The sequence below is a fragment of the Sporolactobacillus sp. PKPK-6 genome, from assembly GCF_056678885.1.
Genome location: NZ_JBWXPA010000001.1, coordinates 721,325 through 744,657 on the forward strand (window position 1 = coordinate 721,325; position 23,333 = coordinate 744,657).

The window sequence follows — 23,333 nt, forward strand, 5'->3', positions numbered from 1 at the left end:
TAAGGGGATTTTTTGTTACACTGTTTGCCTGGGCTGATCAACAAGGGATAAAAAGAATCATGTTGAATGTGCTTGAAACCAACACTAACGCCATTACTCTGTATAAAAAAATGGGATTTGCTGTTGAAGGCGTGCTCAGAGAAGACAAAAAGCTTTCCGATGGCAACTACTACAGCACTATAATTATGGGACGATTGAATAACCATCATTAATTGCGAGCAAAAGGTTGCACGTAAAAAAACGGAGCACCTACGCTCCGTTTTTCAGCAGTTATTCTTATTTTATTTTAAGGATGGCCAAGATCTTTTGGATCCCGAATCCGATAATGCTATACACAATTAAAGCGAAGACTGCAGAAAGATCGAGGCTGTGCTCATTAAAGACAATTGGATGAAAAATGCCTTGAAAAGGCTTAAGTATCGGCTCACTCAGACTGTTAAGCAGATTCACAAAAGGTGTCGGATTTGCACCGAAAAATTGCAGCAAGATATATAAAACAATGACAACTTGAACGAATGTTAAAAGGATGCTGATCAATTTGGGAAACATTCCGGTAGAGTTTCTTCGTTTCACGTGTCCTATTCCCTTCCTTTCCGAATCGTTTACAAAGCATGTCCGTCAAGGCATCACTGCACTATATGTTAAGGGATAATGTGACCTTAGTCAAACCCCAAACCGTTAATCACCTTTCCACCTTACACGAACAAACAGTCTATAACATACGGAATATCTCCAAAAAAAAAGAAGCTCCACCCCTTTATGAGGCAAAGCTTCTTATATTATCTGGAAAATCAATGATTCAATCGTGCTTCAAGTGTTGCTTTTTCTGCTTCATAGCCAGGCTTGCCGAGCAGTGCAAACATATTCTTTTTATATGCTTCAACACCCGGTTGATTAAATGGATTCACGCCGAGCAGATATCCGCTGATCGCAACTGCTTTTTCGAAGAAGTAAATCAGGTAACCAAAGTGATAGGCATTCAGTTCAGGAATGGTCACCACGAGCTGCGGCACTTGACCGTCCGTATGTGCAAGACGCACACCTTCAGCAGCTTTTTTATTAACGAAATCCATCGTCTTGTCAGCAAGAAAATTCAGGTTGTCCAAATTTCCTTTTTCTGCTTTGATCGTCACATTCTTTCTTGGTTCGCCTACAAGCACTGCCGTTTCAAACATTACGCGACGGCCTTCCTGTACAAATTGTCCAAGTGAATGAAGATCCGTACTGAAATCAGCTGAAGAAGGGTACAATCCCTTGAAGTCTTTGCCTTCACTTTCTCCGAAGAGCTGCTTCCACCATTCTGAGAAATAGTGCAGATGCGGTTCAAAGTTGACAAGCATCTCAACCGATTTGCCCTTATTGTATAGAATGTTACGAACCGCTGCATATTGATAAGCAGCGTTTTTGCTCAAATCAGGTTCGCTGAAGTCATTCTGTGCATCTCTTGCGCCGGTCATGAGTTCATCAATATCAATTCCGGAAGCAGCAATTGGCAGCAGACCGACTGCCGTCAGCACTGAAAAGCGTCCGCCGACGTCATCCGGAATAACAAAGGATTCGTACCCTTCGTTGTCAGCAAGAGTTTTTAACGCACCTTTTGCTTTATCTGTGGTCGCATAGATTCTGCCCTTTGCTTCTTCTTTACCGTACTTATTTTCAAGAAATTCACGGAATACGCGGAACGCGATCGCAGGTTCAGTCGTTGTTCCTGACTTAGAAATAACATTAACCGAAACATCCTTATCCTTGAGCACATCAAACAATTCATTCAAATAGGTTGAACTAATGCTGTTGCCTGCAAAGAATACCTGCGGTGTTTTGCGTTCTCCTTTCGGAAGAATGTTATAAAATGAGTGGTTAAGGGTTTCAATTGCCGCGCGGGCACCCAAATAGGATCCGCCGATACCAATAACTACTAAAACATCCGAATCTGATTTAATTTTCTCTGCTGCTTTCTTAATCCTGGAGAATTCTTCTTTATCATATGCAGTTGGGAGATCAAGCCAGCCAAGAAAATCATTGCCTGCTCCGGTTTTTTCATGAATTGCTTGATGAGCAGTCGATACTTGCGCTGTCAGATAATCCAATTCATGTTGTGCAAAAAATGAAAGTGCATTGCTGTAATCAAAAGCAACTTTCTTGCTCATTTCATCGGCCTCCAATACTCAAAATAATTCCTCCTTAACTGTACAAGACCATGAGGGCAAATTCAAGTCATGATTCCCTTTTCTTTCATCAAATTGCAAACGATTTCACAGATCATTCACTAATTATATTTTATTCAATCATCATTTTTATGAATAGATGTGGGAAAAAAAGCCATGCTAGTCATGCACGCACATAAAAGGAGGTACGGTTATGAGCGGTTTGCAGAAAACATGTCTCGTACTACTTATCATCGGCGGAATAAATTGGGGGTTAATCGGATTTTTTCGGTTTGACCTTGTCTCTGCGATATTCGGTGGATCAGGAACTGCACTTTCACGCCTCGTGTATGGGATTGTCGGCATTTGTGCCCTGTATTGCCTAACAATCTTATTTAGACCAAACGAAGGTCTGGAGCGCGAACGGGAAACTCAAACCCATTAAGCTTCAGCAACACAAAAAAGGATCCTTGCCCTAGATGCAAGGATCCTTTTTTCATTTCAATTTTTTATGATTGGAGCGCAGGCTCATGCTCCACACTTACTGTTTTCTCAATATAAATCTGATGCCAGAGCATGAACATTAAAACGGTCCAAATTTTTCTACTGTTATCGATTTTCCCACTGCAATGATCATCCAACAATTTAAGCACATATGACTTATTAATATAAGTATCCGTATCGCTGTCATGGATAATTTTAAGCGCCCAGTCATGCATTTCATCCTTCAGCCAGATGCGGATCGGTACTGGGAAGCCAAGCTTTTTTCTAAATAGAATCGAATCCGGAACAATACCACGCATGGCTTCACGGAACGCATATTTCGTTGTTCCCTGTGCAGTTTTAAGCGAGGCAGGCAGCGAGCGGGCAACATCAAACACATTTGTATCCAAGAATGGAACACGCAGCTCCAATGAATGCGCCATCGTCATCCGATCAGCAACCACAAGAATATCTCCGCGTAGCCATGTTTCAATATCAACGAGCTGCATTTGGTCCAATTTGTTGTTCCCAGAAGCTTTTTTATAGATTGGATTCGTGATATCCGTAAATGAAGTGTTCTCAGAAAAAGTCTTCAGTACATATTTCTTCTCTTCTTCATTGAAGATAAACGCATTTCCAACATATCGTTTGGAAAGCGGTGTCGTTCCTCTAAGCAGGTAGCTACGTCCTTTTAACGTATCAGGAAGTCTTGACGCAAGTGCGTGAAGCAAGTTTTTCCCAAGTTCAGGGACGGAGTCAAACCATTTCAGAGAAAGCGGTTCTCGATAAATATTATAGCCGCCGAACAGTTCGTCAGCTCCTTCTCCTGAAAGGACAACCTTCACTTGTTTTCTTGCCTCCCGGGCAACAAAATAATTCGGAATTGCTGCCGGATCGGCGAGCGGGTTATCCAAATGCCAAACGATCTTCGGCATCTCTTTCATACACATTTCGGGTGTAATCTCAAGCGCGTAATTTTCGACACCAAGCTTTTCCGCAGAGTCTCTTGCAACATCAACCTCATTGTAGCCTTTGCTTGCAAACCCTACTGTAAACGTTTTAATCTTTTCATTAAAACGTTTAGCCAAAGCAACAATTGATGTTGAATCAATACCGCTGGATAAGAAGGCACCAACCGGAACATCGCTTCTCATGTGTATTTTCACCGAATCAATAAGCACGTCCTGTATTTTCTTTTTTGCATCATCAATTGACTGATTGACAGGAGCAAACGTTGGATGCCAAAACGCCTTATTCTGCAACGGCTTGCCATTTTTTTTAATAAGGTAGTGTCCAGGCTCCAGACTTCTTACATTTCCCGCAAGCATATTGGGCTCAGGAACAAATTGAAAGGTGAGATAATATTGCAAAGCCTTCTCTTCGATCGGATGCGTCTCGTCGCTAATGAGCAGGCTTTTCATTTCGGAAGCGAAGAAAATCCCATTGTCCTGCTCCATATAATAAAATGGCTTAATACCAAAGTGATCACGTGCAGCAAATAAGGTTTTGTCCTGCTTATCCCAAATAATAAAAGCAAACATTCCTCGCAAATAGTTGACACAATCTAAACCGCGATCAGCGTATAGAGCGACAATGACTTCCGTGTCCGATGTCGTTTCAAAACTGAAACCTTTCATAATTAATTCATTGCGCAATTCAACGTAATTATAAACTTCGCCATTAAAAATAATGTAGTAACGATCATTTTCATATGGAAGCGGCTGATGTCCACCTGCAAGATCAATAATACTCAATCTGCGAAAGGCTAACTGTACCTGATTATCCGTATAATACCCCACATCATCGGGTCCCCTGTGATTAATAATCTCTGCTCGTGAGGTCATCGAATTTTGTTCATGATTATCCGGTTCCAAATGAGGATTTCTTGCGATATATCCGCAAAATCCGCACATTAAAAAGTCTCCTTTCAGAGATGGCTGGTGAATGACTCACAAGCAACATTCCCCGTCTCAACATCGAGTATAATTCCGATACTAAGTTTAGCATTGACTCGTACAAATTCAAAGTTTTGACTGGTTTCATTACTTGTAAACTTTCCCATCTTCTTAAGAGACCATCATCGTATCAATTTTCCGCCTGGTCAGTAAAGAGCTCTTGAATCGGTACATCTAGTACCACTGCCACTTTAGCGAGTGTCGCAGCACTTATTTTACTTCTGCCGCATTCAAGATAATAGTAACCATTGGCGCTTTGATATCCGATTCGTGTGGCCATTTCTTGCAATGACATTTTTGATTCTCTTAACTGTCTCATTCTGTTCAGGTCAACAGTCAGCATAGTGATCCTCCTCATTACCTTATTGGTAATTTTAGTTAGAATTATAGCATTAAGATCTAAATATCATCAATCATTTTTCCTATTTGTCAAACAAAACACTATTAAAAAGGGAACATGATAGAATTTTCTTGTTTAGTGATAAAGCAAAATGTAGGAGGATTACTCCTGATGGTTAACACGTTGGGCAGCAGAATCCGTTTCCTGCGCGATGAAAAAAGTGTATCGCAGCTTGAAATGGCGCGTCAATTAAATATTTCCAATGCGCAGCTGAGCCGCTACGAATCAGGAGATCGCAAACCAGATCCTGAAATGATTGTGCAAATTGCGGATTATCTTCGTGTTTCTACAGATTATTTACTTGGTCGCACTGGTTTGATAAATGAGTCTGCATTAGGGTACGGCAGTCAAGAAGATAAGGAATTACTTATGAAGGTCAAAAAGATTCCGGAACTTGACCATCTGATTGATCAAATGAACGAGAATCCTGAAAAGGCAAATCGGTTAATGCAAATTTGGAAATGGCTGAAATGAGCAACAGGAAGCTCATCGTAAATGCCTTCAATTTTAATAGAACTCATTATTTTCATGCAATACACCCTTCAATGCCCCCCAACCATTGCACTCTATTTTTCGTGTCTTCAATCAATCCCTTTACTTCACAAATGGTTAATTTATGAGCAAGAAACGTGTTGCCAGAGACAATCGGACTTTCTTCATAGGTCTCTATTAACTACTCTATGTAAACACATCATTTAAAAAAATAATAGTCCCTCCGGCTGGCAGATTTGCTTATCCGCCAAACTAGAGAGACTATAATTATTTAATCGGCACAATGCTTAAAGAAGATTTAATTTGCCCTTCTTCAGCACGAGTGGAACACCGCCAAGCATGAGCAGGTAGCGATCATCAATTACCTTTTTCATTGCCGCTGCAGGCTTGCCAGTCAATTTATGGTCAAACACGACACCGATCGCCTGTTTTTCACCAAGTGATGCCACTGTACCCTTAGGCTTGTATACAAACGGTTCAGTCGCTTCACCCTTAAGGATATGTTTCATATTTTTCGCCAAATTTTCGGCTTCTTGAATGGCAATCTGAGCCGTTGGCGGATAAGGACGTTCCGCATTAGGAGGGAAGACAACAGCGACATCTCCGATTGCGAAAATGTGATCGTCCTCTGAAGCACGAAGATCTGCACTTACCTGGATTTTGCCGCGGTTCGTTTCAAATCCGGATTCAGCAGGAATGTGGTTAGCTTTGACACCGCCTGTCCAAACAACGGTACCAGCCTGAATTTCTTCCAATTCTTCGCTGTCCTTCTTTTGAACCTTAACGCCTTCGGAGGTCGCTTCTTTAATAAACGTACTTAATTTAAATTCAACGCCTTTACTTTCCAAATAGTTTTGCGCATAATTTGCCAATTCCCGATCAAACGGAGGCAGAACAAAAGGCATACCTTCAACATCCACAATTCGTACTTTACTAGGATCAATATCATATTCCTTGCAAAGTGCCGGAATCCGGTCAACAAGCTCTCCCAAAAATTCAACACCGCTCAATCCAGCACCACCGACAACAATAGTCAAGTCGCTGTCTTTTGCATCCGGATCACTGTTGTAGCTTGCAAACCGATACTCGATGTGTTCGCGAATCTTACGTGCCGTGTTTACACTGCGAATAGCAAACGCATTTTCTTCCAATCCTTTGATACCGAATGTATTCGACTCAAATCCGAGTGAAATGACCAGATAATCATAATCAATCTCACCGTTTTTGAGCAATACTTTGTGATTCTCACGGTCAATAGACTGAACAGAATCTTGCACAAAATGTACACGTTTTGTGTTGATCACATTTTTAATCAACATTCTTGTGCGATCATGGTGAATCGTTCCCGCTGCAGCTTCGTGCAGCCAAGTTGTTTGATAATGATAATTATGCTTATTGACAAGCGTAATATCCGCATCTTCCACACTTAATTCTTTTGTGAGGCGCACGGTTGCCATCATACCGCCGTATCCGGCGCCAAGTATAACGATTTTCGGCTTACTCATGGTTGTTCACAGCCACCTTTTTCTTTTTATAAAAAATATAAATACAGTTATTAGGTTGGTTTGCCGATGCATAACATCGGCCGACTAATATGCTCACTCTCGTTGAACTGAATCCAGCAAGCAAACCATCAATGCAATTGAAGTTGATTCGTTTTCCTCTTAATAATATGTCTTTTTTGTTAACAATTCAAGGATAATTTGTGTCAAAAATATTTATAATACGAAATGGACAAATCTTCCTCACGGATAACAATACGCGTCAAAATGTACTTCATCAACCAATTTGATTGTCATCCATGTATTGCTAAAAAAATCCAAATTCCTCCATTGATGGATATGAAAATTTCCAAATTAAGATACAATAAAAGCACCTGAATGAACAGATGCCGTTAGGTTGCCGTCAAATCATCAGACAGCTTCTATAATTAAATTGATCTCTAGGTTCAGAAATTATGTCCCAAGACATAATTTAGTTCATCTACTGTTAGGAACACATTTTCAGATGAACTAAATTGTCCTTCTTTTTTAAGCGTGAACCATCTTTCTAAGAGTTGATTATACCGTGGCAATGTAGGAAAATGTGAATTCAAATCCTCTAATTTTTTATTTTTAATCAGCTCTTTTACTTCATTAAATTGATCGTATTTGTTAATTAAGCATTCAGTAAAGGCGTAATGCGAAGTTTCGTTATTTCCATCGAACCCACTAAAAACAACTTCACTTTCATCAATGCTATTCCGATCATCAACAGCTAATTGTTGATAGCTCGAATACAGACTTCGAAACATACTCAAGACATTAATTACTTTTTTCTCAATGTCTTCATCTATATTATCGTTTACATAACTAAAATAATCATTATAGATATATGGATATCCATTGATCAATGCTTCAATTATGCCATCAAACTCTGCCGTTGAATGGGTATCCAATTTTCTTAAGATGATATATTGATTAGCTAAAATGAGTCGTTCAGTTTTTGACAGCTTTATTTGTTCCATTGTTTACCATCTCCATTTTTGCAGGATATGATTAGTCATTCAACAGAACTTGAAATAATTCCTGCTTCATTCGAACGATCGATATTAAAAAAAAAGCACCTTTTAGTGATGAATCACTAAAAGGTGCTCGAAAAAAAAGACAGCCGCAAGTTTTTACCTTTCCAAAATGAACGAAATCAATAGTCATTGTGAAAACCTAAAGAGCAGCTGACTAGGAATTGATTGATACACGATTTAATTTGCAAACTTTAGTTAAAGAGAGAGTTCAATACCTTTATTTTTCAAATTTAACAGGCAGGATTTCAAATAATCCTCATCATGCTCTGGATAAATAGGATCTTTTAAAGGTACGCATTCAAGTTCACTGTATTTTAAGCATTTTTTCCCACGAAAAAACGGATCTGCCCATTGCATATCAGGATTATATCCACGTTTCTTCATTTCTTTAATTACAATCATGTGAAACTGAAAAAGTTTGTATGGAGAATACTTAAAAACATAGTTAACGGTCGCATGCGGTCGGCCCCATCCATTTCCTCTTAGAGCTGCACATTCTCGATGTTGTCCTAGCAGTTGCTGTCTCGGTAAAAAGGGAATGAGTTTTTGATGCCAAAGTCTCAAGGGATCACGAACCTTTAAAGCAGTTTGCTGTACGTTTTAGAATTGAAAAGATAAGTCGCACCGTATTTAATAGTTAAATTTGCTAAATATGCTTCTAAGTAATCTGTTTTTTCAGCAGTCACACTGTTTTGCAGGCTGTCCTTCGTTGTCTGCAGTTTTAAATGAATGACCGCAGCCGCATGAAGAAATTGCGTTCGGATTATCGATTGTGAATCCGCCGCCGTCAAGATTTTGTTTGAAATCAATGGTGACTCCGTCGAGCATTGGCGCGCTGTTCTGGTCGACAACTACCTTAAAACCTTGGCCTTCAAAAGCGAGATCGCCGTCAATCATTTTATCATCGAATCCCATTCCGTAAGTCAGTCCGGAGCAGCCGCCGCCACCGACACCAACGCGGAGGAATAAGTTTTCTCCCGGTTCGTTCTCAATCATTTCCTTGACGCGAAAGCTGGCAGCATCAGTCAATGTAATATTCATTTCTTTCAGCTCCTTTTATGATTTAGTAACATTATATCGTGATGTGACCTGAATCACAAATAAACATCCTTTATGCCTGAAAATAGACCCCTTCACAAATCGTTTTTGCTTCACCGGTCATCATCACATGATTCGTATCGTTTCTCCATTCAATCTGTAAATCGCCGCCTTCAAGATGCACGGTTACCGGCACATTCTTTGCGACACGCTCTTCCAAAACAGAGGCAACAACACACGCGCATGCACCTGTACCGCATGCTTGAGTGATTCCTGATCCGCGTTCCCACACACGGTAGTTCACTTCCCGATCTGTAATCGGTTCAATGAAGCCGATATTAGCACCATTTGGAAAAAGAGGATCCGTATCGGCAAGCATCGCGCCAAGCTTGTGAATCGGCGCCTTAGCAATATCTTCCACAAAAAATAAGGCATGCGGATTTCCCATGGATACGGCAGTGAATGTATACCCCTTATCCTCAACGGATAGGGGCTCGCGAATAACCTTTTGTCCGCGTTTGTCTCCTGCTACAGGAATCCGCTCTCGTTCAAGAATCGGTTCTCCCATATCTACGGTCACCTCATCCACAACACCGTTCTGCACATGTACAACGGCCCATTTATTGCCAGAGCGGGTTTCAATTGCAAATCGTTTTGAATCGACCAGTTGATGCTCATAGGCGTATTTTGCGACACAACGAAGTCCATTCCCGCAATTCATCGCTTCGGAACCATCCTTGTTAAAGATACGCATTTGCACATCAGCGACAGTCGACGGCAAAATCAGAATTAAACCATCAGAACCAATCCCTTTATAAGGATCGGAAACGTGCTGTGAAAGTTCAGGAAAGGACGTGATCGATGATAAATCCCGCGTGATCCCGTCCAAATAGATGTAACAATTGCCAAGGCCATGCATTTTTGTAAACTGAATTTCCTGTCCCAAATTCATCACTCCAGTCCTATGTAAGCCGCTCAATATGATAGCGGTATGTCAGCGTCAGCGTAATACCTGTGTTGCCCAGATGTAATCACGATCCATCGTTTCAATAACGATTTTTTCTTGACAGCAAGGCATAATTAGATTTGCTTTAATTCCCTCGAAAGCACCGTCAACAGCTTCTTTTTTAATCGAAAGCAAAACCGGCGATTTATGACAAAATGGACACTCTTCAAAATAGAGGTCGTTCGCAACCCTCTCATAGGGCCAGCTGTGATGAAAATCGAGCATATGATGTCCTCCTTTTTATCTGATCGATCGTGCGTATGCTTATTGGTTTGTTTGCCGAAGACACATACCGTGCTCAATTAAGTAGTGTACAATCGGCTTGAGTGTGATAAATCCCTCGCCAAGCACCTTCCCTTGTGATACCACAAGCGGATAAAAATAGTCATCGTCAAGAATTTTAGCACAATAGGCACGGTCTTCAGCTGTTTCCGGTTTATTAAGATCAATGTAACGGACTGAAATCGTTCCGTCAAATTTACGTGAAAGAGCTGCCTCCAGCCATTCAGCAGTTGCCTTTGCCGGCGGTGCCTGAACGCAGCTTGCGCAGACGGCTTCAGCTCCGTATACTGTTAGTTCCAATCCGTTCACCTCAAGATCACATGTAATTTACTAATTAATATAGCAAATTCACACGGCTGCGTCACTGATTTGATTTTTGACAATCGCTTCAGTTGTTGAACTGGTATGACTTATCAATAGATTTTCCAGATAAAAAAAGCTATAATGAGTCTAAATGCAACAGTGGAGGAGTGTGTGTATGTATAATCAAGTCGAAGAGGTACTGGAGAAGCTTCGTCCCTACCTGCTGCGCGATGGCGGAGATGTTGAATTGTTGGACGTGGAGAACGGCATTGTACGTGTCCGATTACTCGGCGCATGCGGCAATTGTCCAAGTTCGACACTCACGCTGAAAGCAGGCATCGAACGAGCACTCGTTGAAAATGTTCCCGGAATTAAAGAGCTTGAACAAGTCTTTTAAATAGAACTGGATAAAGCTGAGCACCGTTTGCTGAATTTGCGAACGGTGCTTTTTTTGTCATAATGGACGGGACAGCCATTCTGGGGCATAGAATCGATTTTTATAACGGTCTGCAAGAAATGAAAGCAGCCGCTCTTGATCCCTCACTTTTTCTTCTCCCTGGCGCAAAACCAATTCAAGGTCACGTTCGTTGGCATTTACGGAACCAGTAAAATATCGCTCACAGCATTCTATGAAGGTAAGCGGATAGAGAAGGCGTCCATACATCTTGGCAATTGCGGGCTCACTCAACGGAAAGCGCGCTTCGTAATCATCTAAAAAAGCTTTGGCTGTCAGCTCCGGATCACTTCGCACGCTTTGCCAAGCAAGTGTGCGAAGCCCTTCCGCCAAATCCCTGGATCGATCGTCAACAACCCAAAGAGCAGGATTATCTATAGGAAAACGTTCGTAATCGACAAATTGATCGTGTCCGATACAAAGCGGTTCCGCATTGGGGGAGTTGATGGATTCATCAACAGCCATCTGAATTGCATTTTCTGCACAGCCTGAAAAGTATGGAAAATGATCTACGAACACTTGCTCAAAAGACGAGCGCTGCCCTTCATTTTGACAAACATCATATTTTTTTTCCAATGTATCAAGTCGTTTCTCTAAGTTTTCTGTTCTCGATTGCCCTGTTGATTCGGGAAATGACGCCAAATCGACACCTGATGTCCGCGCGTGAAATTCTGCAAGCATTGCCCCGGCTGATCGTTCCAGCCGATCCGTTTGTAGTGGAGAATTCATCAGGACCCATGACTCTCCATTCACTTCCGTATCATAGCGGCCTTCACGGTTTCGCACCATTCGGCAGACCGGTAATCCGGCTTCGATCGCTAAATAATCCGCCCATCGTGCCAGCTGTTCTAAATTATGGTGATAAAATTGATTTATGGGATAAAAATAAAGCCTAATGGGTCCGTCTGTATTCTGCATATCGTAATCTTTGGCCACTACCGACCGCCAGTCAGGCATATTCATAATACGGCCGCCTCCATTGTCAGACTTCTACTTTATCCATTCTATTGATCAAAAGTATATTTCATCACCCGAACAAGCAATGATTTCCATAAGAAAAACCGAGCAAAAAGCGCCCGGTCTTTAATCTCCAGCCATGTGTGATTGGTTTGTGTCTTTACAGTGTTGAATCATCGCTTCGGTTGCTCGCTTGCCGCAGGCGTCTCGCACCTCCGCTTTGATTCTCGGTCAAGACACTGGTTTATTCGTTTAAATATGGGGTAAAATCTTATACTTTCTTTACTTGTTAAAAAACCGCATTAAAAATGCGGCCATATAAGCGGTTATTCAGTTAAAGAATTTGTTAAAAAATCATGATAATCGTCGTTATTAATGGCACTTATTCAAAGTTCCATTCACTTAGGGACTTTAATGCATACGAAGGCTGTACGGTCTTCGTCTTCAAAACTTCAGCAGACGTTACGCCAGTGTGAACAATGAGTGTATCAAGGCCCGCATTAATTCCTGCCATAATGTCTGTATCATAATTATCTCCGATCATGAGTGTGCGCTGCTTGGTTGTACCTAATTTCTCAAGCGCCAAATCGATGATAATCGGCTCTGGTTTCCCGATAAATACGGGTTTTACACCTGTGGACACAGTGATTACGGATGTCAGCGCTCCGTTTCCCGGTACCAGACCGCGTTCATTAGGAAGTGCGACATCCGGATTTGTGGAAACAAAGGCTGCACCGGAACGGACTGCCAGACATGCCTTCGCATATTTTTCATAGGTAATATGCCGATCCATACCAAATGCGACAAAATCAGGGTGCTCCTCTTCATAGGTAAAACCAGCGGCTTGCATCGCTTGCTGCAATCCTTGCTCACCAATGTAGAGCACTTTTGCGTTAGGCTTTTGCGCTTTTATATAGCTCGCTGTTGCAATGCTCGTTGTCAAGACGTCATCCGGCGTGCACGGAATACCAAACCCGGATAATTGATCGGCAACGGCTTCTTTCGTGCGCGTCGAATTATTAGTTACAAACAAATAACGCAGTCCTTTGCTTTTTAACGTCTTCACAAAGGTTACAGCTTCCGGTATTTCTTCTTTTCCCCAATAAACGGTACCATCAAGGTCAAGCAAAAATGCATCATACTTTTCCAACCGTCTCTACCTCCATGTTGTTTTACATTGCATCTTGTCTTTGAGCAAAATCAGACTTATCAATTGTCTGATTTTGTGCACACTAACAGACAAGGTTCATACGTTTATTTACCATCAATTTTTTTCAGTACAAAATAGGCACAGCCAAAGCTGCAATATTCAACAATGTAATCAACAAGTGTGCTTATTTTCGTATCAAAGGTTGATTTCGGATTATGGTTTTCATAGAAGCCGCGAAGCCTCAGCTGCTCATAACCCCAATCGCCGACTATGTAATCGAATTTGTTCAGGATTTCGCTGTATCGCTTTAAAAAGGCTTCCTCATTCCAGCCGTTCCGAACATCTTCTACAACTTCATATTTATGGTGTTCAACAGAAACGATTGAACCGGTCAATGGGATAACCTCCCCTCTTGATTGCCGTATAGCACATCATGGCATCTGCCCGCTTTTGGATGCAAAGCAGAGCATCATATCCGCATACTGTCCATTATAGCAGATCACGCGGCTTTCGTGAAAAGTGCAAAAACAAATCAATTTTACACAAAATAAGAAAGAAAAAAATTAAAGGAATGTAGTCTTCGCCTTCGCCAGTGGCTTGGCGAAGCCAAGTTTGCTAATAAAAATGAACGATGAAAGGATCGTTGTTAAATCATGTCGCTGCGGTCACGAATTATCTATAGCTTACTCATTATATTTTTTGTATCATCGCAAACCGTTCACGCACAAGTAAAGCCGGATACACAAGCTCAAGAGCGAAAGGCACTGTATTTAAAAACTGCATTGCTCACTGATGTTCCTTGGAATGTGCTTGCCGGATGCGACCAATATGCACGCAATATAAACGCGTTACGGCTTGAGAAAAAAAATAAAAATGAACTAATCAGCATTACCTTTCCAAAGCGCGTATGGGCAGGTCCGCTCAATCCTGATCTCAATGATGAGAATCCGAAAACCATTGCCTTATTCGGAGGTGTGGGTAAGGACGGGAATGGCGACGGCCATGCAAGTCTTGAAAGTCCTGAGGATCGGCTCTACACATTTGCCGAACAAATTGTTCAATCCGGACCAGGTGAAGAAAACATACGAATTGGCCTGTGGAACATCTATAACAGAGGCAAAGCCGTGGACCTTATAGAAGATTTTGCTCGACTCTTTGACTATGCAACGCCAGCTAAATTGGAACAGCACGCTTTTCCCGTCCCGACAAATTACAATTATGATTATGCCTCGACATGGGGCGCAAAGCGAGGATGGGGCGGAAATCGAATTCATGAAGGAACCGACATTTTCGCCGATTACGGAACACCAGTCCGTGCAACCGCTTATGGTGTCATCGAACTGATAGGCTGGAATAAATACGGTGGTTGGCGGATCGGCCTACGCGATCTGCATGGAAACTACCATTATTTTGCCCACTTGAACGGCTATGCACCCGGAATTCATCACAATGTTATTACGAAGCCAGGACAAGTCATTGGTTATGTCGGAAGCTCGGGATACGGTCCAAAAGGAACGATGGGAAAATTTCCGCCGCATTTGCATTATGGGCTGTACAGAGATAACGGACATGCAGAGTATTCTGTTGATCCGTACCCGGCATTAAGGATATGGGAACAGCAGGCAAATAAGAACGAATCCAAATGAGAACGCAACACTTGAGCGTGACTACGAGTGTTGCGTTTTACTGACCACTTTTCTTTTTTTCTTCTTTTTTAGGTGTCTCAATCGGTACTGCGGTCGAAATGCCGGATCCATTTGAGCTGTAATAGTAAGGAACACCGGGACTGAGACCTTTGCCGCCAAGCGGTATATGTTGCACAATTGTTTTCGTCTTCATTTCAAACGGAACAATAACATCAACCTTAATTTTGACATCAAGATACAACATAAACAGCGTGTTATTGATGCCCTCATTCTTATAGTTCCAACGGATGTCGCTCTCGACGTTACTGACCACATCCATTTCAACAGGAACACGCGGTCCGTAATTACTCAGCAATGCGTTATTTAGAACCTGCCCCAACGGGATGTCGGCGATCAAAGCCTCACCGTTATGATGTTTGCTGTATACTAGATCATCAGCATGACCATTGGTTAAGGAAATACGCCCTTTCTCAGCCGCTCTTAAAAACCAAAGAATTCGATTAGAAATAATTCCTTTTAAACGATTAGCTTCCTCAGTATTCAGATCGAAATCACTCACCGTATTCTCATCCGTACGGTGAGTGAGAATCAGTTTAGAGGGATCTATTTTCGGTAATTCATTAGGATCATTTTTCTCATTCACGTTGCTTAATACATTTTGCCCAATTCCATAATTGATCGCATAATTACTGATTTGTTCCGTTTGTGTGAGCGCGATACTCATTACGGCGGGCTTCATTTTCTCATTGACAATCCAAATTGCTAGGGAAACGCACAGAAAAAAAATGAAGAGTGAGAGAAACAGCGTATGCTTAATCGACATGTTCTTTCTTCTGTAGCGTCGGCTCGGTTTAAACATGACAACCCTCCTCCACATCATTTATATGACTGTGAAGGAGGGTTAAGTCTTTTTTCTATGGAAAACTCATGGCACATCATGCATCTGAATGATTCCGCAAAATCTATTCAGATTTTGATTGAAGAAATTAGGCCATTTTTTTCAAAGCGTCTAAACCAATCGTACCTGCATGAATGCCAAGCTTTTCCGCACCGACCGTCACTTCTGCCAGTGGTGCATGCAGAAGATCGTCCAGAGTGCGGACACCGACTGCCTTTCCGGCCAGCACGTTTCGATCAGCGAGCTTATCATTAAGTAAATTCACATCCAGCGCACCACACATAATGTAGCCATTTTTCCCAGCAATCACAAGCAAAGTCGTTTTCGGTAATGAGACACTGATCCCTTGATACAGAATGCCATCAATTGTATAAGGTTGCACGTCAATCATTATTAAGCCTCCCTCCCCACCTATCCTATGGGGAGAGTGGGCAATGGGTGAATTGTCATTTTTCTTTAAGCAATTGACCGAGCCGCCATGCAAGCAGATCGCGCAATGTTTCCGGCAAATAGAAGCGCTGCTCAGCTTTGACAATCGGAGGAAGAAATGAGCCTAAGGTAAACATATCGATCGTACCGACACTATATCGCCTTAAGTTATCAATCGGCTGCCCGTGTATTCGGACATTAACCAGTGAATCTGAAATTATTTCATACGAAAGTCCGCTAAACACAAGCCGGCCAAGCATTTTACCGCGAAATCCGAATCCTTTTAATTCAAAGGTTTGAAAGTCTTTTTTCCGTCCGAGACGAATCATTTCAACAATTTCTTCCCCCGTCACTTCGACGCGGCATGGATTAATCGGGTGAGGACAGATGCGATGAATCATGAATCGCGTAACAGGACCTTTCAACAGGTGATCCAGTATAACACCCGCATTCACCATTCCGATATCTGCATCACACCACTTGCGAAGCGCATCAGCCATTAAGTCGGTTAATTCTGATTTTGCAAACCAGTCGACCGGATAATCGTGATCGAGCACGGCAATAACCTTCTGCATATTTGCAATGCCTTTTTGAGTCAGTTCGCGCACCTCATTGTTCGCGCTCTGATCAGATGGTTCACGAAGCGTTACAAGATCTGCACCTTTATAAACAACCTTTCTCTTTAGTTCATCATAATCAACGACGATATGACCGACGTATTGAAGAAACTTTCCGGTTTGGGCAATTAACGTACCGCTTACTATTTTTCCCTGTTCAAGCACATGATGCGTATGAGCACCGATAATAACATCGATTCCTTCAATTTCCCGTGCGACCTTTTCATCAAACGGCAAACCGACATGAGACAATAAAACGAGAACATCGACCTTGCCGCGTATCTGTGTCACCAGGTTCGTTAATTCGGAATATGGATCCTTAATGGTCCAACCAAGCTGGCTGTAAAAATGAGGAAAAGCAGCTGTCAACCCGATCAGACCAACCTTCACGCCCTGCATCTCCTGAATCACGTATGGCATGCACCATTGCGGACGCTTTCCGGTTTGCTGATCATAGAGATTGGCGAGCACAATCTTAAAACGTCTCATCAGATACGCAATGCTGAGTTGCTCTTTCGTAAATGTAATCCCCTCATTATTGCCAATGGTCACGTAGTCATAGTGTGCATCATTTAATAATTTTACGTTTCCTGTTCCGAGCAGCCCCTCTGTCATTGGATTTACACGGTCCATATGATCGCCTAAATCTAAGGTCAGAAACGGCTCTCCAGCTTCATTAAGGCGTTCTCGTTCCTGATTCAAGTAACGTACCAAGCAGCCCCACGAATCAAGATGGCTGTGAATATCATTTGTATGTAAAAAATGGAGTGTGATCAAACGTAAACCTCCCATTAAGAAACAAACCATGCAGCTTTTTAAAGCTGACATATCTATTTTATCCTCTGCAGCTTTTATTCTGTCAAGGAGGAGTCGCCTTTTTTAAATTTCTTTACCCAAAAAACACAAAACCTTTCAAACCGTCCGAAGGCGGATTGAAAGGTATCAATACTTGACTTGATCATCTATGCTTGTTAGCCGATCGAGCCTTCCATGTTATATTTAATCAGCCGGTTCATTTCGACTGCATACTCCATCGGGAGTTCTTTCGTAAACGGCTCAATGAAGCCCATAACGATCATTTCCGTCGCTTCTTGTTCGGTTAACCCTCGGCTCATCAAATAGAAGAGCTGTTCTTCGGAGACCTTGGAAACCTTCGCTTCATGTTCCATCGAAATATCCTTATTCAATACTTCATTATAAGGAATCGTATCCGATGTCGATTTATCATCCATGATCAAAGTGTCGCATTCAATATGGGCGCGGGAATTCTTCGCATTCGGTGCAAAATGAACCTTACCTCGATAGGTTACATTACCGCCATTCTTAGCGATGGATTTCGAGATGATCGTTGATGATGTGTTCGGAGCCAGATGCATCATCTTTGATCCGGAATCTTGGTTCTGTCCCTTGCCGCCGATCGCGATTGTCAGCGTACTTCCCCGTGATCCTTCACCTTTTAGTACGACGGATGGGTACTTCATCGTAACGGCGGAACCGATGTTTCCGTCTACCCATTCCATCGTCGCATGTTCCTCACAGATCGCGCGCTGGGTAACAAGATTGTACACGTTGTTTGCCCAGTTTTGAATCGTTGTATAACGACAGTAAGCATCTTTGCACACATAGATTTCAACAATACCGCTGTGCAGTGAGCTGCTGGAATATACAGGCGCAGTACAGCCTTCAACATAATGTACAGAAGCACCTTGATCGACAATGATCAGCGTGCGTTCAAACTGACCCATGCTCTCTGAGTTAATGCGGAAATAGGCTTGAAGCGGTGTCTTGCAAACCACACCCTTCGGAATATAAACGAAGGATCCGCCGGACCAGCATGCTGCGTTCAACGCGGAAAATTTATTATCAGCAAAAGAAATCACTTTGCCAAAGTACTGTTTAAACAAATCTTCATGCTTTTGAAGCGCGGAATCTGTGTCAAGGAAAATGACACCATCTTTTTCAAGATCTTCCTTCATACTGTGATAGACAACCTCGGACTCATATTGCGCAGAAACACCTGCAAGGTATTTGCGCTCAGCTTCCGGGATACCCAGTTTATCAAAGGTATCCTTGATTTCACTCGGTACTTCATCCCAGGAACGGCCTTGGTTTTGTACCGGCTTCACATAATAGGTCAAGTCATCGAAGTTCAGTCCGCTTAAATCTGCGCCCCATTGCGGCATGGGTCTTTTATAAAAATGATGCAGTCCTTTCAAACGATAATTAAGCATCCATTCCGGTTCGTTTTTTTTCTTGGAAATTTCGCGTACGATGTCCTCAGTCAAACCACGCTTTGTTCGAAACACAGACACGTCTTTTTCCCGGAACCCATACTTATATTCTTCAATTTCGGGCAGCTGCTGTTCTGTAGCCATCGCGATATTCCTCCTTTTTCATCTTACTCAACGATACATCTGTATCGCCATTTATAATCACAGATACTTACTGATCTTAGTCAACAGTTGGCATGAGCAATTGCTTAGATTCAGTTTACCACAATTCACAGAATTGTTGATTATTGACGACTTTTTTCCTTATCCGCCTCACGTAATGCTTTCTCAACAGCTTTCCATGCTAAGGTCGCACATTTAATTCTAGCCGGGTATTGAGAAACACCGTGAAGTGCTTCAGCATCTCCGAGATCCAAATCATCATTATGCTCGCGCCCTTGAACCATTTCAGAGAAATCAAAGGTAAGCTGATGAATTTTATCAATCTCCAATCCCTTGATCGCCTCAGTCATCATAGAGGCGGAGGATTGACTAATGGCACATCCGGAGCCTAAATATTTTACATTGACAACCTTGTTGTCTTCTATTTCAAGTGACACTTGAATTTTATCGCCGCATGACGGATTATTCATGTTTACCGTCACACAGTGATTTCCCTCAAGTTCACCTTTGTTTCGTGGTTTTTTATAGTGATCCATAATAACAGAACGGTAAAGCTGGTCAAGATTATTAAACAACATGTCCAAAGAACTCCTTCGTTTCTTTAATTCCTTTGGCTAGTGCTTCAATTTCGTCCTCAGAATTGTAGAAATAAAAGCTTGCACGAACCGTTGATTCGCATTTTAAGCAGCTCATCAACGGCTGGGCACAGTGATGACCGGCACGAACAGCGATGCCCTCCGAGTCAAGCGCAGTCGATACGTCATGAGGATGTACGCCCTCAATATTGAATGAGATGAGTCCGGAGCGTTCGCTTGGCCCATATAATGTGACCCCTTCAATTTCTGAAAGCATATCGTAAGCCTTCGCTGTTATCTGTTCTTCATAATGCTGAATCGCATCCATACCGATACTCTGTAAGTAATCGATTGCCGCCCCAAGTCCGATTGCTCCGGCAATATGCGGCGTTCCGGCTTCAAGCTTCCAAGGAAGCTCTGCCCAGGTCGCACTCTGAAAACCAACTTCATCAATCATTTCTCCCCCGGTCTCAACCGGTTCCATGGCTTCAAGAAATTCTTGTTTGCCATACAGAATGCCGATGCCTGTTGGTCCGAGCATTTTATGTCCTGAAAAAGCGAAAAAATCCGCATCGAGATCTTGAACATCCACAGTCATATGCGGCGTGCTTTGCGCGCCGTCTACAACCATAATTGCGCCATGTTCATGAGCGATTTTCGCAATCTCTTTTACAGGATTAACAGTTCCCAGTACGTTGGAAACCTCCGTTACCGATACGATCTTTGTTTGATTCGTAATCGTTTTGCGGACTTTAGCAAGATCTAAAGTGCCGTCAGCTTCCATTGGAAAATAACGGAGTACAGCTCCCGTTTTCTTAGCAACCTGCTGCCAAGGAATCAGATTTGCGTGATGCTCCATTGGCGTGATCACAATCTCGTCTCCCTCGCTCAACCGCGCAAGACCATATCCGTAGGCAATCAAATTCAGGCTCTGAGTTGTACCCGTAGTATAAATGATTTCTTTTTCGCTGCTCGCATTGATAAAGCGGCGGATTTTTTCCCGTGCTTCCTCATAGCGGTCCGTTGCAATTGTACCCAACGTATGCACGCCGCGGTGTACATTGGAATTATAGGTCTCGTAATAATTAACCATTGTCTGAATGACGGAGACAGGTTTCTGAGAGGTCGCCGAATTATCCAAATAGACCAAATTGTGTCCATTGACTTGCTGCTTCAGGATAGGAAAATCTTGACGAATTGATTGAATATCCATTAGCCGACTTTCCTTTCAATTAAAGTTGTCAATTGTTTGCGCACACCTTCAATAGGAAGCAAATCAACAATCGGTGCAAGAAAACCTTCAACGATTAGTTTTTCCGCTAACTCCTGTTTAATGCCGCGGCTCATCAAATAGTAAAGCTGATCCGGATCTACTCTGCCAACAGATGCCGCATGTCCGGCGATAACGTCATATTCATCAATGAGCAGGATCGGATTCGCGTCACCGCGAGCTTCATCGCTGAGCATCAGGACACGCTGCGTCTGTTCACCATCGGCACCCGATGCACCATGTTCGATTTTCGTTCTTGCATTAAAAATGGAATTTGATGCATCTTTTTGCGCGGCACGGACAAGCAGCTGGCTTTGCGTTGCCTTACCCACATGACGCACATAATTATCGAAATTCTGTTTTTGAGACCCACTTCCGATACTTACTGCTTTAATGTCTGCAGCTGCTCCGTCTCCTTCGAGATTCGTTGCGTTCTCCGACAATGTGTTTCCGTCGTTCATCTGGCCAAGTGCCCATTGGATACGTCCGTCCTTTGCTACTTCTGCTTGGCGGCTGACATATGTGACAATCTGATCTGTAAATTCATCGACCGCGCCATATTTCACCTGTGCATTTTCACCTACAATAACTTCATTAACCAAGTTCGCCGCACCTTCGCCAACTGAGTTGTCGGAAAGATAGCTTTCTACAAAAGTAACCGAGCTGTTCTGTTCTGCAACGACTACCGTATGTGCCACGAGGCCGGAAGATGGGGCATCCTGATAATAAACAGCTTGGATCGGCTGCTCGATCACAACATTCTTTGGAATATAAAGAAAGGTACCACCATTAACCAGAGCTGCATTCAAAGCTGTCAGTTGATGTTTATCTATCGGTGTTGTCTTAAAATAGTAGTTCGCAAGCAAGTCGCCATGTTCCCGAATTGCTGTTGCCAAATCGGTATAAATAACGCCCTGATCAGTCAGTTCTTTTGAAAGTCTGCTGTAAACAGCAGAACTGTTTACATGAATCAGAACATTGCCTGCTTCTTCGCCGTTTTTCATCAGATTTTGAATACTATCAGGCAGCTCGCTTAATTGATTTACAGCACTGCTCCCGATCTGATAATTAAAGTTGGTAAAATTCCAATCTGCAATTCGTGTTTTTTCCGGCTTTGGAAGCGGAAGTTCTTCGGCTAGGCTCAAACCTTTTAACCGTGTATCTGAAAACCATTTCGGTTCTTTTCGTTCTTCAGCAAATTTTGTTAGTTCTTCCGCGTCGAATGGAAGATTTTTCAATTGCATGGACATCGTCACCCCTCCTCACATATGAAAACTTTATGCCTCAACCGTTTCATCATCAGTGATCCCAAGTTCAGCCTTCATGCCGTCATAACCCTCTTTTTCAAGTTGCAAGGCAAGTTCAGGTCCGCCGGTTTTCACAATACGTCCATTCATCATAATATGAACAAAATCAGGTTTAATATAATTTAGAAGCCGTTGATAGTGTGTAATAATCAAGCACCCGAAGTTTTCCGAACGCATTGAGTTAACACCTTTAGCCACCCATTTCAGAGCGTCGATATCCAAGCCGGAGTCAATTTCATCGAGTATTGCAAATTTCGGTTCGAGCATCATCAGCTGCAGAATCTCATTCCGTTTTTTCTCACCGCCGGAAAATCCTTCATTGACATAGCGTTCTGCGAAAGACTGATCCATTTCCAGCATCTGCATTTTCTTGTCCATCGTCTTGATGAACTTCATCAGCGGAATTTCATTGCCCTCTCCGCGTCTCCCATTGATCGCGGTTCTCAAGAAATCAGCATTGCTGACCCCGCTTACTTCGCTCGGATACTGCATGGCGAGAAACATTCCTGCCCTTGCGCGTTCATCAACGGCCATATCAAACAAGTTCTGATCGTCAAGATGTGCCTGTCCTGAGGTGACTTCATATTTCGGATGTCCCATCAATGCAGAAGCAACGGTTGATTTTCCGGTCCCGTTCGGTCCCATCAGGGCATGTATTTCTCCGCCCTTCATATTCAGATTAAATCCTTTAACAATGGACTTGCCTTCAACAGAAACGTGAAGATCGTTTATTTTCAATTCCGGTACAGTCATATCAAAACCTCCAATTTAAAAAGTCTAATTGCAGATTGAAATCCGTTCTCAATCTATTCTCATTATCATATTATATCAGATGTAAATAGATAGCAACCCAAAGGATAGTCCACAATTTACGAGTAAGTATGTATCCGTATTATACCGCTATTTTCAATTATCATAATAGAAGAATGAATAAAATATATAATATAATTTTTCCTGAACTAAATGAAAAA

Annotated in this window: 26 protein-coding genes and 1 pseudogene; 5 read left to right on the top strand and 22 right to left on the bottom strand. The window is 42.4% G+C overall.

Annotated elements, in window-relative coordinates:
• Positions 1–26: 26 nt before the first annotated feature.
• A pseudogene (locus tag AC1MBV_RS03475) lies at positions 27–212 on the top strand (N-acetyltransferase family protein); the annotation flags it as partial.
• Positions 213–276: 64 nt separating this feature from the next.
• On the opposite strand, the gene AC1MBV_RS03480 reads toward AC1MBV_RS03475, so the two are convergent.
• Both AC1MBV_RS03480 and AC1MBV_RS03485 read right to left on the bottom strand, forming a co-directional pair.
• A complete protein-coding gene (locus AC1MBV_RS03480; protein ID WP_255746989.1) occupies positions 277–573 on the bottom strand; it encodes a YggT family protein in 297 nt (98 codons plus the stop codon).
• A 218-nt stretch (positions 574–791) separates the two neighbouring features.
• Entirely contained in the window at positions 792–2,147 is a 1,356-nt protein-coding gene (locus AC1MBV_RS03485; protein WP_255746987.1) for a glucose-6-phosphate isomerase, read from the bottom strand.
• Positions 2,148–2,358: 211 nt separating this feature from the next.
• Here AC1MBV_RS03485 and AC1MBV_RS03490 point away from each other — a divergent pair, with 211 nt between their 5' ends.
• Positions 2,359–2,589: a DUF378 domain-containing protein gene (locus AC1MBV_RS03490; RefSeq protein ID WP_255746985.1), complete on the top strand. Its 231-nt coding sequence runs from the start codon at positions 2,359–2,361 to the stop codon at positions 2,587–2,589.
• A gap of 64 nt (positions 2,590–2,653) precedes the next feature.
• Here the strand turns inward: AC1MBV_RS03490 and asnB are convergent, their stop codons facing one another.
• Both asnB and AC1MBV_RS03500 read right to left on the bottom strand, forming a co-directional pair.
• The gene (asnB, locus tag AC1MBV_RS03495; protein WP_255746983.1) at positions 2,654–4,540 is read right to left on the bottom strand and encodes an asparagine synthase (glutamine-hydrolyzing); all 1,887 of its coding nucleotides are present in this window, start codon (positions 4,538–4,540) and stop codon (positions 2,654–2,656) included.
• 172 nt (positions 4,541–4,712) lie between these two features.
• Positions 4,713–4,925 carry a helix-turn-helix domain-containing protein gene (locus AC1MBV_RS03500; protein WP_255746981.1) on the bottom strand — a complete coding sequence of 71 codons (213 nt, stop codon included), beginning with the start codon at positions 4,923–4,925 and terminating at the stop codon, positions 4,713–4,715.
• Between the two features lie 168 nt (positions 4,926–5,093).
• On the opposite strand from AC1MBV_RS03500, the gene AC1MBV_RS03505 reads away from it, so the two are divergent.
• Complete coding sequence (locus AC1MBV_RS03505) at positions 5,094–5,456, top strand: helix-turn-helix domain-containing protein (RefSeq protein ID WP_255746979.1); 363 nt, start codon at positions 5,094–5,096, stop codon at positions 5,454–5,456.
• A 305-nt stretch (positions 5,457–5,761) separates the two neighbouring features.
• Here AC1MBV_RS03505 and AC1MBV_RS03510 read toward each other — a convergent pair whose 3' ends face one another.
• From AC1MBV_RS03510 to AC1MBV_RS03540, 7 genes are all read right to left on the bottom strand, one after another.
• On the bottom strand, positions 5,762–6,979 hold the full coding sequence (locus tag AC1MBV_RS03510; protein ID WP_480947521.1) for an NAD(P)/FAD-dependent oxidoreductase: 1,218 nt from the start codon (positions 6,977–6,979) through the stop codon (positions 5,762–5,764).
• A 443-nt stretch (positions 6,980–7,422) separates the two neighbouring features.
• Positions 7,423–7,980 (bottom strand): YfbU family protein, encoded by a 558-nt coding sequence (locus AC1MBV_RS03515; protein ID WP_255746974.1) that lies wholly within the window; start codon positions 7,978–7,980, stop codon positions 7,423–7,425.
• Positions 7,981–8,232: 252 nt separating this feature from the next.
• Positions 8,233–8,601, bottom strand: a complete 369-nt coding sequence (locus tag AC1MBV_RS03520) for a TIGR02328 family protein (RefSeq protein ID WP_255746972.1) — start codon at positions 8,599–8,601, stop codon at positions 8,233–8,235.
• Between the two features lie 111 nt (positions 8,602–8,712).
• Positions 8,713–9,078, bottom strand: a complete 366-nt coding sequence (locus tag AC1MBV_RS03525; RefSeq protein ID WP_255746969.1) for a HesB/IscA family protein — start codon at positions 9,076–9,078, stop codon at positions 8,713–8,715.
• Positions 9,079–9,148: 70 nt separating this feature from the next.
• Positions 9,149–10,021, bottom strand: coding sequence for a diaminopimelate epimerase (gene dapF, locus AC1MBV_RS03530; protein ID WP_370645937.1), 873 nt, complete (start codon positions 10,019–10,021; stop codon positions 9,149–9,151).
• Positions 10,022–10,075: 54 nt separating this feature from the next.
• Positions 10,076–10,306, bottom strand: coding sequence for a hypothetical protein (locus tag AC1MBV_RS03535; protein ID WP_480947523.1), 231 nt, complete (start codon positions 10,304–10,306; stop codon positions 10,076–10,078).
• Positions 10,307–10,345: 39 nt separating this feature from the next.
• Positions 10,346–10,663: a DUF1462 family protein gene (locus AC1MBV_RS03540; RefSeq protein WP_255746961.1), complete on the bottom strand. Its 318-nt coding sequence runs from the start codon at positions 10,661–10,663 to the stop codon at positions 10,346–10,348.
• Between the two features lie 178 nt (positions 10,664–10,841).
• On the opposite strand from AC1MBV_RS03540, the gene AC1MBV_RS03545 reads away from it, so the two are divergent.
• On the top strand, positions 10,842–11,063 hold the full coding sequence (locus AC1MBV_RS03545) for a NifU family protein (protein WP_255746959.1): 222 nt from the start codon (positions 10,842–10,844) through the stop codon (positions 11,061–11,063).
• Between the two features lie 57 nt (positions 11,064–11,120).
• Here AC1MBV_RS03545 and AC1MBV_RS03550 read toward each other — a convergent pair whose 3' ends face one another.
• From AC1MBV_RS03550 to AC1MBV_RS03560, 3 genes are all read right to left on the bottom strand, one after another.
• Positions 11,121–12,083 (bottom strand): hypothetical protein, encoded by a 963-nt coding sequence (locus tag AC1MBV_RS03550; RefSeq protein WP_255746958.1) that lies wholly within the window; start codon positions 12,081–12,083, stop codon positions 11,121–11,123.
• A gap of 376 nt (positions 12,084–12,459) precedes the next feature.
• A complete protein-coding gene (locus AC1MBV_RS03555; RefSeq protein ID WP_255746957.1) occupies positions 12,460–13,227 on the bottom strand; it encodes a TIGR01457 family HAD-type hydrolase in 768 nt (255 codons plus the stop codon).
• Positions 13,228–13,331: 104 nt separating this feature from the next.
• On the bottom strand, positions 13,332–13,622 hold the full coding sequence (locus AC1MBV_RS03560) for a YutD family protein (protein WP_255746956.1): 291 nt from the start codon (positions 13,620–13,622) through the stop codon (positions 13,332–13,334).
• Between the two features lie 258 nt (positions 13,623–13,880).
• Between AC1MBV_RS03560 and AC1MBV_RS03565 the strand changes: the two genes are divergently transcribed.
• Positions 13,881–14,873, top strand: coding sequence for a M23 family metallopeptidase (locus AC1MBV_RS03565; RefSeq protein WP_255746954.1), 993 nt, complete (start codon positions 13,881–13,883; stop codon positions 14,871–14,873).
• A 37-nt stretch (positions 14,874–14,910) separates the two neighbouring features.
• Here AC1MBV_RS03565 and yunB read toward each other — a convergent pair whose 3' ends face one another.
• From yunB to sufC, 8 genes are all read right to left on the bottom strand, one after another.
• Positions 14,911–15,732, bottom strand: a complete 822-nt coding sequence (yunB, locus tag AC1MBV_RS03570; RefSeq protein ID WP_255746952.1) for a sporulation protein YunB — start codon at positions 15,730–15,732, stop codon at positions 14,911–14,913.
• Between the two features lie 127 nt (positions 15,733–15,859).
• The gene (locus AC1MBV_RS03575; protein WP_255746950.1) at positions 15,860–16,162 is read right to left on the bottom strand and encodes a YunC family protein; all 303 of its coding nucleotides are present in this window, start codon (positions 16,160–16,162) and stop codon (positions 15,860–15,862) included.
• A 55-nt stretch (positions 16,163–16,217) separates the two neighbouring features.
• Positions 16,218–17,594: a bifunctional metallophosphatase/5'-nucleotidase gene (locus AC1MBV_RS03580; protein ID WP_255746949.1), complete on the bottom strand. Its 1,377-nt coding sequence runs from the start codon at positions 17,592–17,594 to the stop codon at positions 16,218–16,220.
• Positions 17,595–17,788: 194 nt separating this feature from the next.
• Positions 17,789–19,192, bottom strand: a complete 1,404-nt coding sequence (sufB, locus tag AC1MBV_RS03585; RefSeq protein WP_255746947.1) for a Fe-S cluster assembly protein SufB — start codon at positions 19,190–19,192, stop codon at positions 17,789–17,791.
• A gap of 140 nt (positions 19,193–19,332) precedes the next feature.
• Positions 19,333–19,788, bottom strand: a complete 456-nt coding sequence (gene sufU, locus AC1MBV_RS03590; RefSeq protein ID WP_255746945.1) for a Fe-S cluster assembly sulfur transfer protein SufU — start codon at positions 19,786–19,788, stop codon at positions 19,333–19,335.
• A complete protein-coding gene (locus AC1MBV_RS03595; RefSeq protein ID WP_255746943.1) occupies positions 19,778–20,998 on the bottom strand; it encodes an aminotransferase class V-fold PLP-dependent enzyme in 1,221 nt (406 codons plus the stop codon). Before AC1MBV_RS03595 ends, sufU begins: the two co-directional genes overlap by 11 nt.
• Positions 20,998–22,305, bottom strand: coding sequence for a Fe-S cluster assembly protein SufD (sufD, locus tag AC1MBV_RS03600; protein ID WP_255746941.1), 1,308 nt, complete (start codon positions 22,303–22,305; stop codon positions 20,998–21,000). Before sufD ends, AC1MBV_RS03595 begins: the two co-directional genes overlap by 1 nt.
• Before the next feature lie 27 nt (positions 22,306–22,332).
• Positions 22,333–23,115 carry a Fe-S cluster assembly ATPase SufC gene (gene sufC / locus AC1MBV_RS03605; protein ID WP_255746939.1) on the bottom strand — a complete coding sequence of 261 codons (783 nt, stop codon included), beginning with the start codon at positions 23,113–23,115 and terminating at the stop codon, positions 22,333–22,335.
• Positions 23,116–23,333 lie beyond the last annotated feature (218 nt).

Coding starts and splice junctions, on each gene's coding strand:
- sufC (WP_255746939.1), bottom strand. CDS start 23,115: ATGACTGTACCGGAATTGAAAATAAACGATCTTCACGTTTCTGTTGAA.
- yunB (WP_255746952.1), bottom strand. CDS start 15,732: ATGTTTAAACCGAGCCGACGCTACAGAAGAAAGAACATGTCGATTAAG.
- sufU (WP_255746945.1), bottom strand. CDS start 19,788: ATGTTGTTTAATAATCTTGACCAGCTTTACCGTTCTGTTATTATGGAT.
- AC1MBV_RS03490 (WP_255746985.1), top strand. CDS start 2,359: ATGAGCGGTTTGCAGAAAACATGTCTCGTACTACTTATCATCGGCGGA.
- AC1MBV_RS03510 (WP_480947521.1), bottom strand. CDS start 6,979: ATGAGTAAGCCGAAAATCGTTATACTTGGCGCCGGATACGGCGGTATG.
- AC1MBV_RS03535 (WP_480947523.1), bottom strand. CDS start 10,306: ATGCTCGATTTTCATCACAGCTGGCCCTATGAGAGGGTTGCGAACGAC.
- AC1MBV_RS03525 (WP_255746969.1), bottom strand. CDS start 9,078: ATGAATATTACATTGACTGATGCTGCCAGCTTTCGCGTCAAGGAAATG.
- sufB (WP_255746947.1), bottom strand. CDS start 19,192: ATGGCTACAGAACAGCAGCTGCCCGAAATTGAAGAATATAAGTATGGG.
- asnB (WP_255746983.1), bottom strand. CDS start 4,540: ATGTGCGGATTTTGCGGATATATCGCAAGAAATCCTCATTTGGAACCG.
- AC1MBV_RS03485 (WP_255746987.1), bottom strand. CDS start 2,147: ATGAGCAAGAAAGTTGCTTTTGATTACAGCAATGCACTTTCATTTTTT.
- AC1MBV_RS03565 (WP_255746954.1), top strand. CDS start 13,881: ATGTCGCTGCGGTCACGAATTATCTATAGCTTACTCATTATATTTTTT.
- AC1MBV_RS03550 (WP_255746958.1), bottom strand. CDS start 12,083: ATGAATATGCCTGACTGGCGGTCGGTAGTGGCCAAAGATTACGATATG.
- AC1MBV_RS03595 (WP_255746943.1), bottom strand. CDS start 20,998: ATGGATATTCAATCAATTCGTCAAGATTTTCCTATCCTGAAGCAGCAA.
- sufD (WP_255746941.1), bottom strand. CDS start 22,305: ATGTCCATGCAATTGAAAAATCTTCCATTCGACGCGGAAGAACTAACA.
- AC1MBV_RS03505 (WP_255746979.1), top strand. CDS start 5,094: ATGGTTAACACGTTGGGCAGCAGAATCCGTTTCCTGCGCGATGAAAAA.
- AC1MBV_RS03515 (WP_255746974.1), bottom strand. CDS start 7,980: ATGGAACAAATAAAGCTGTCAAAAACTGAACGACTCATTTTAGCTAAT.
- AC1MBV_RS03500 (WP_255746981.1), bottom strand. CDS start 4,925: ATGCTGACTGTTGACCTGAACAGAATGAGACAGTTAAGAGAATCAAAA.
- AC1MBV_RS03545 (WP_255746959.1), top strand. CDS start 10,842: ATGTATAATCAAGTCGAAGAGGTACTGGAGAAGCTTCGTCCCTACCTG.
- AC1MBV_RS03575 (WP_255746950.1), bottom strand. CDS start 16,162: ATGATTGACGTGCAACCTTATACAATTGATGGCATTCTGTATCAAGGG.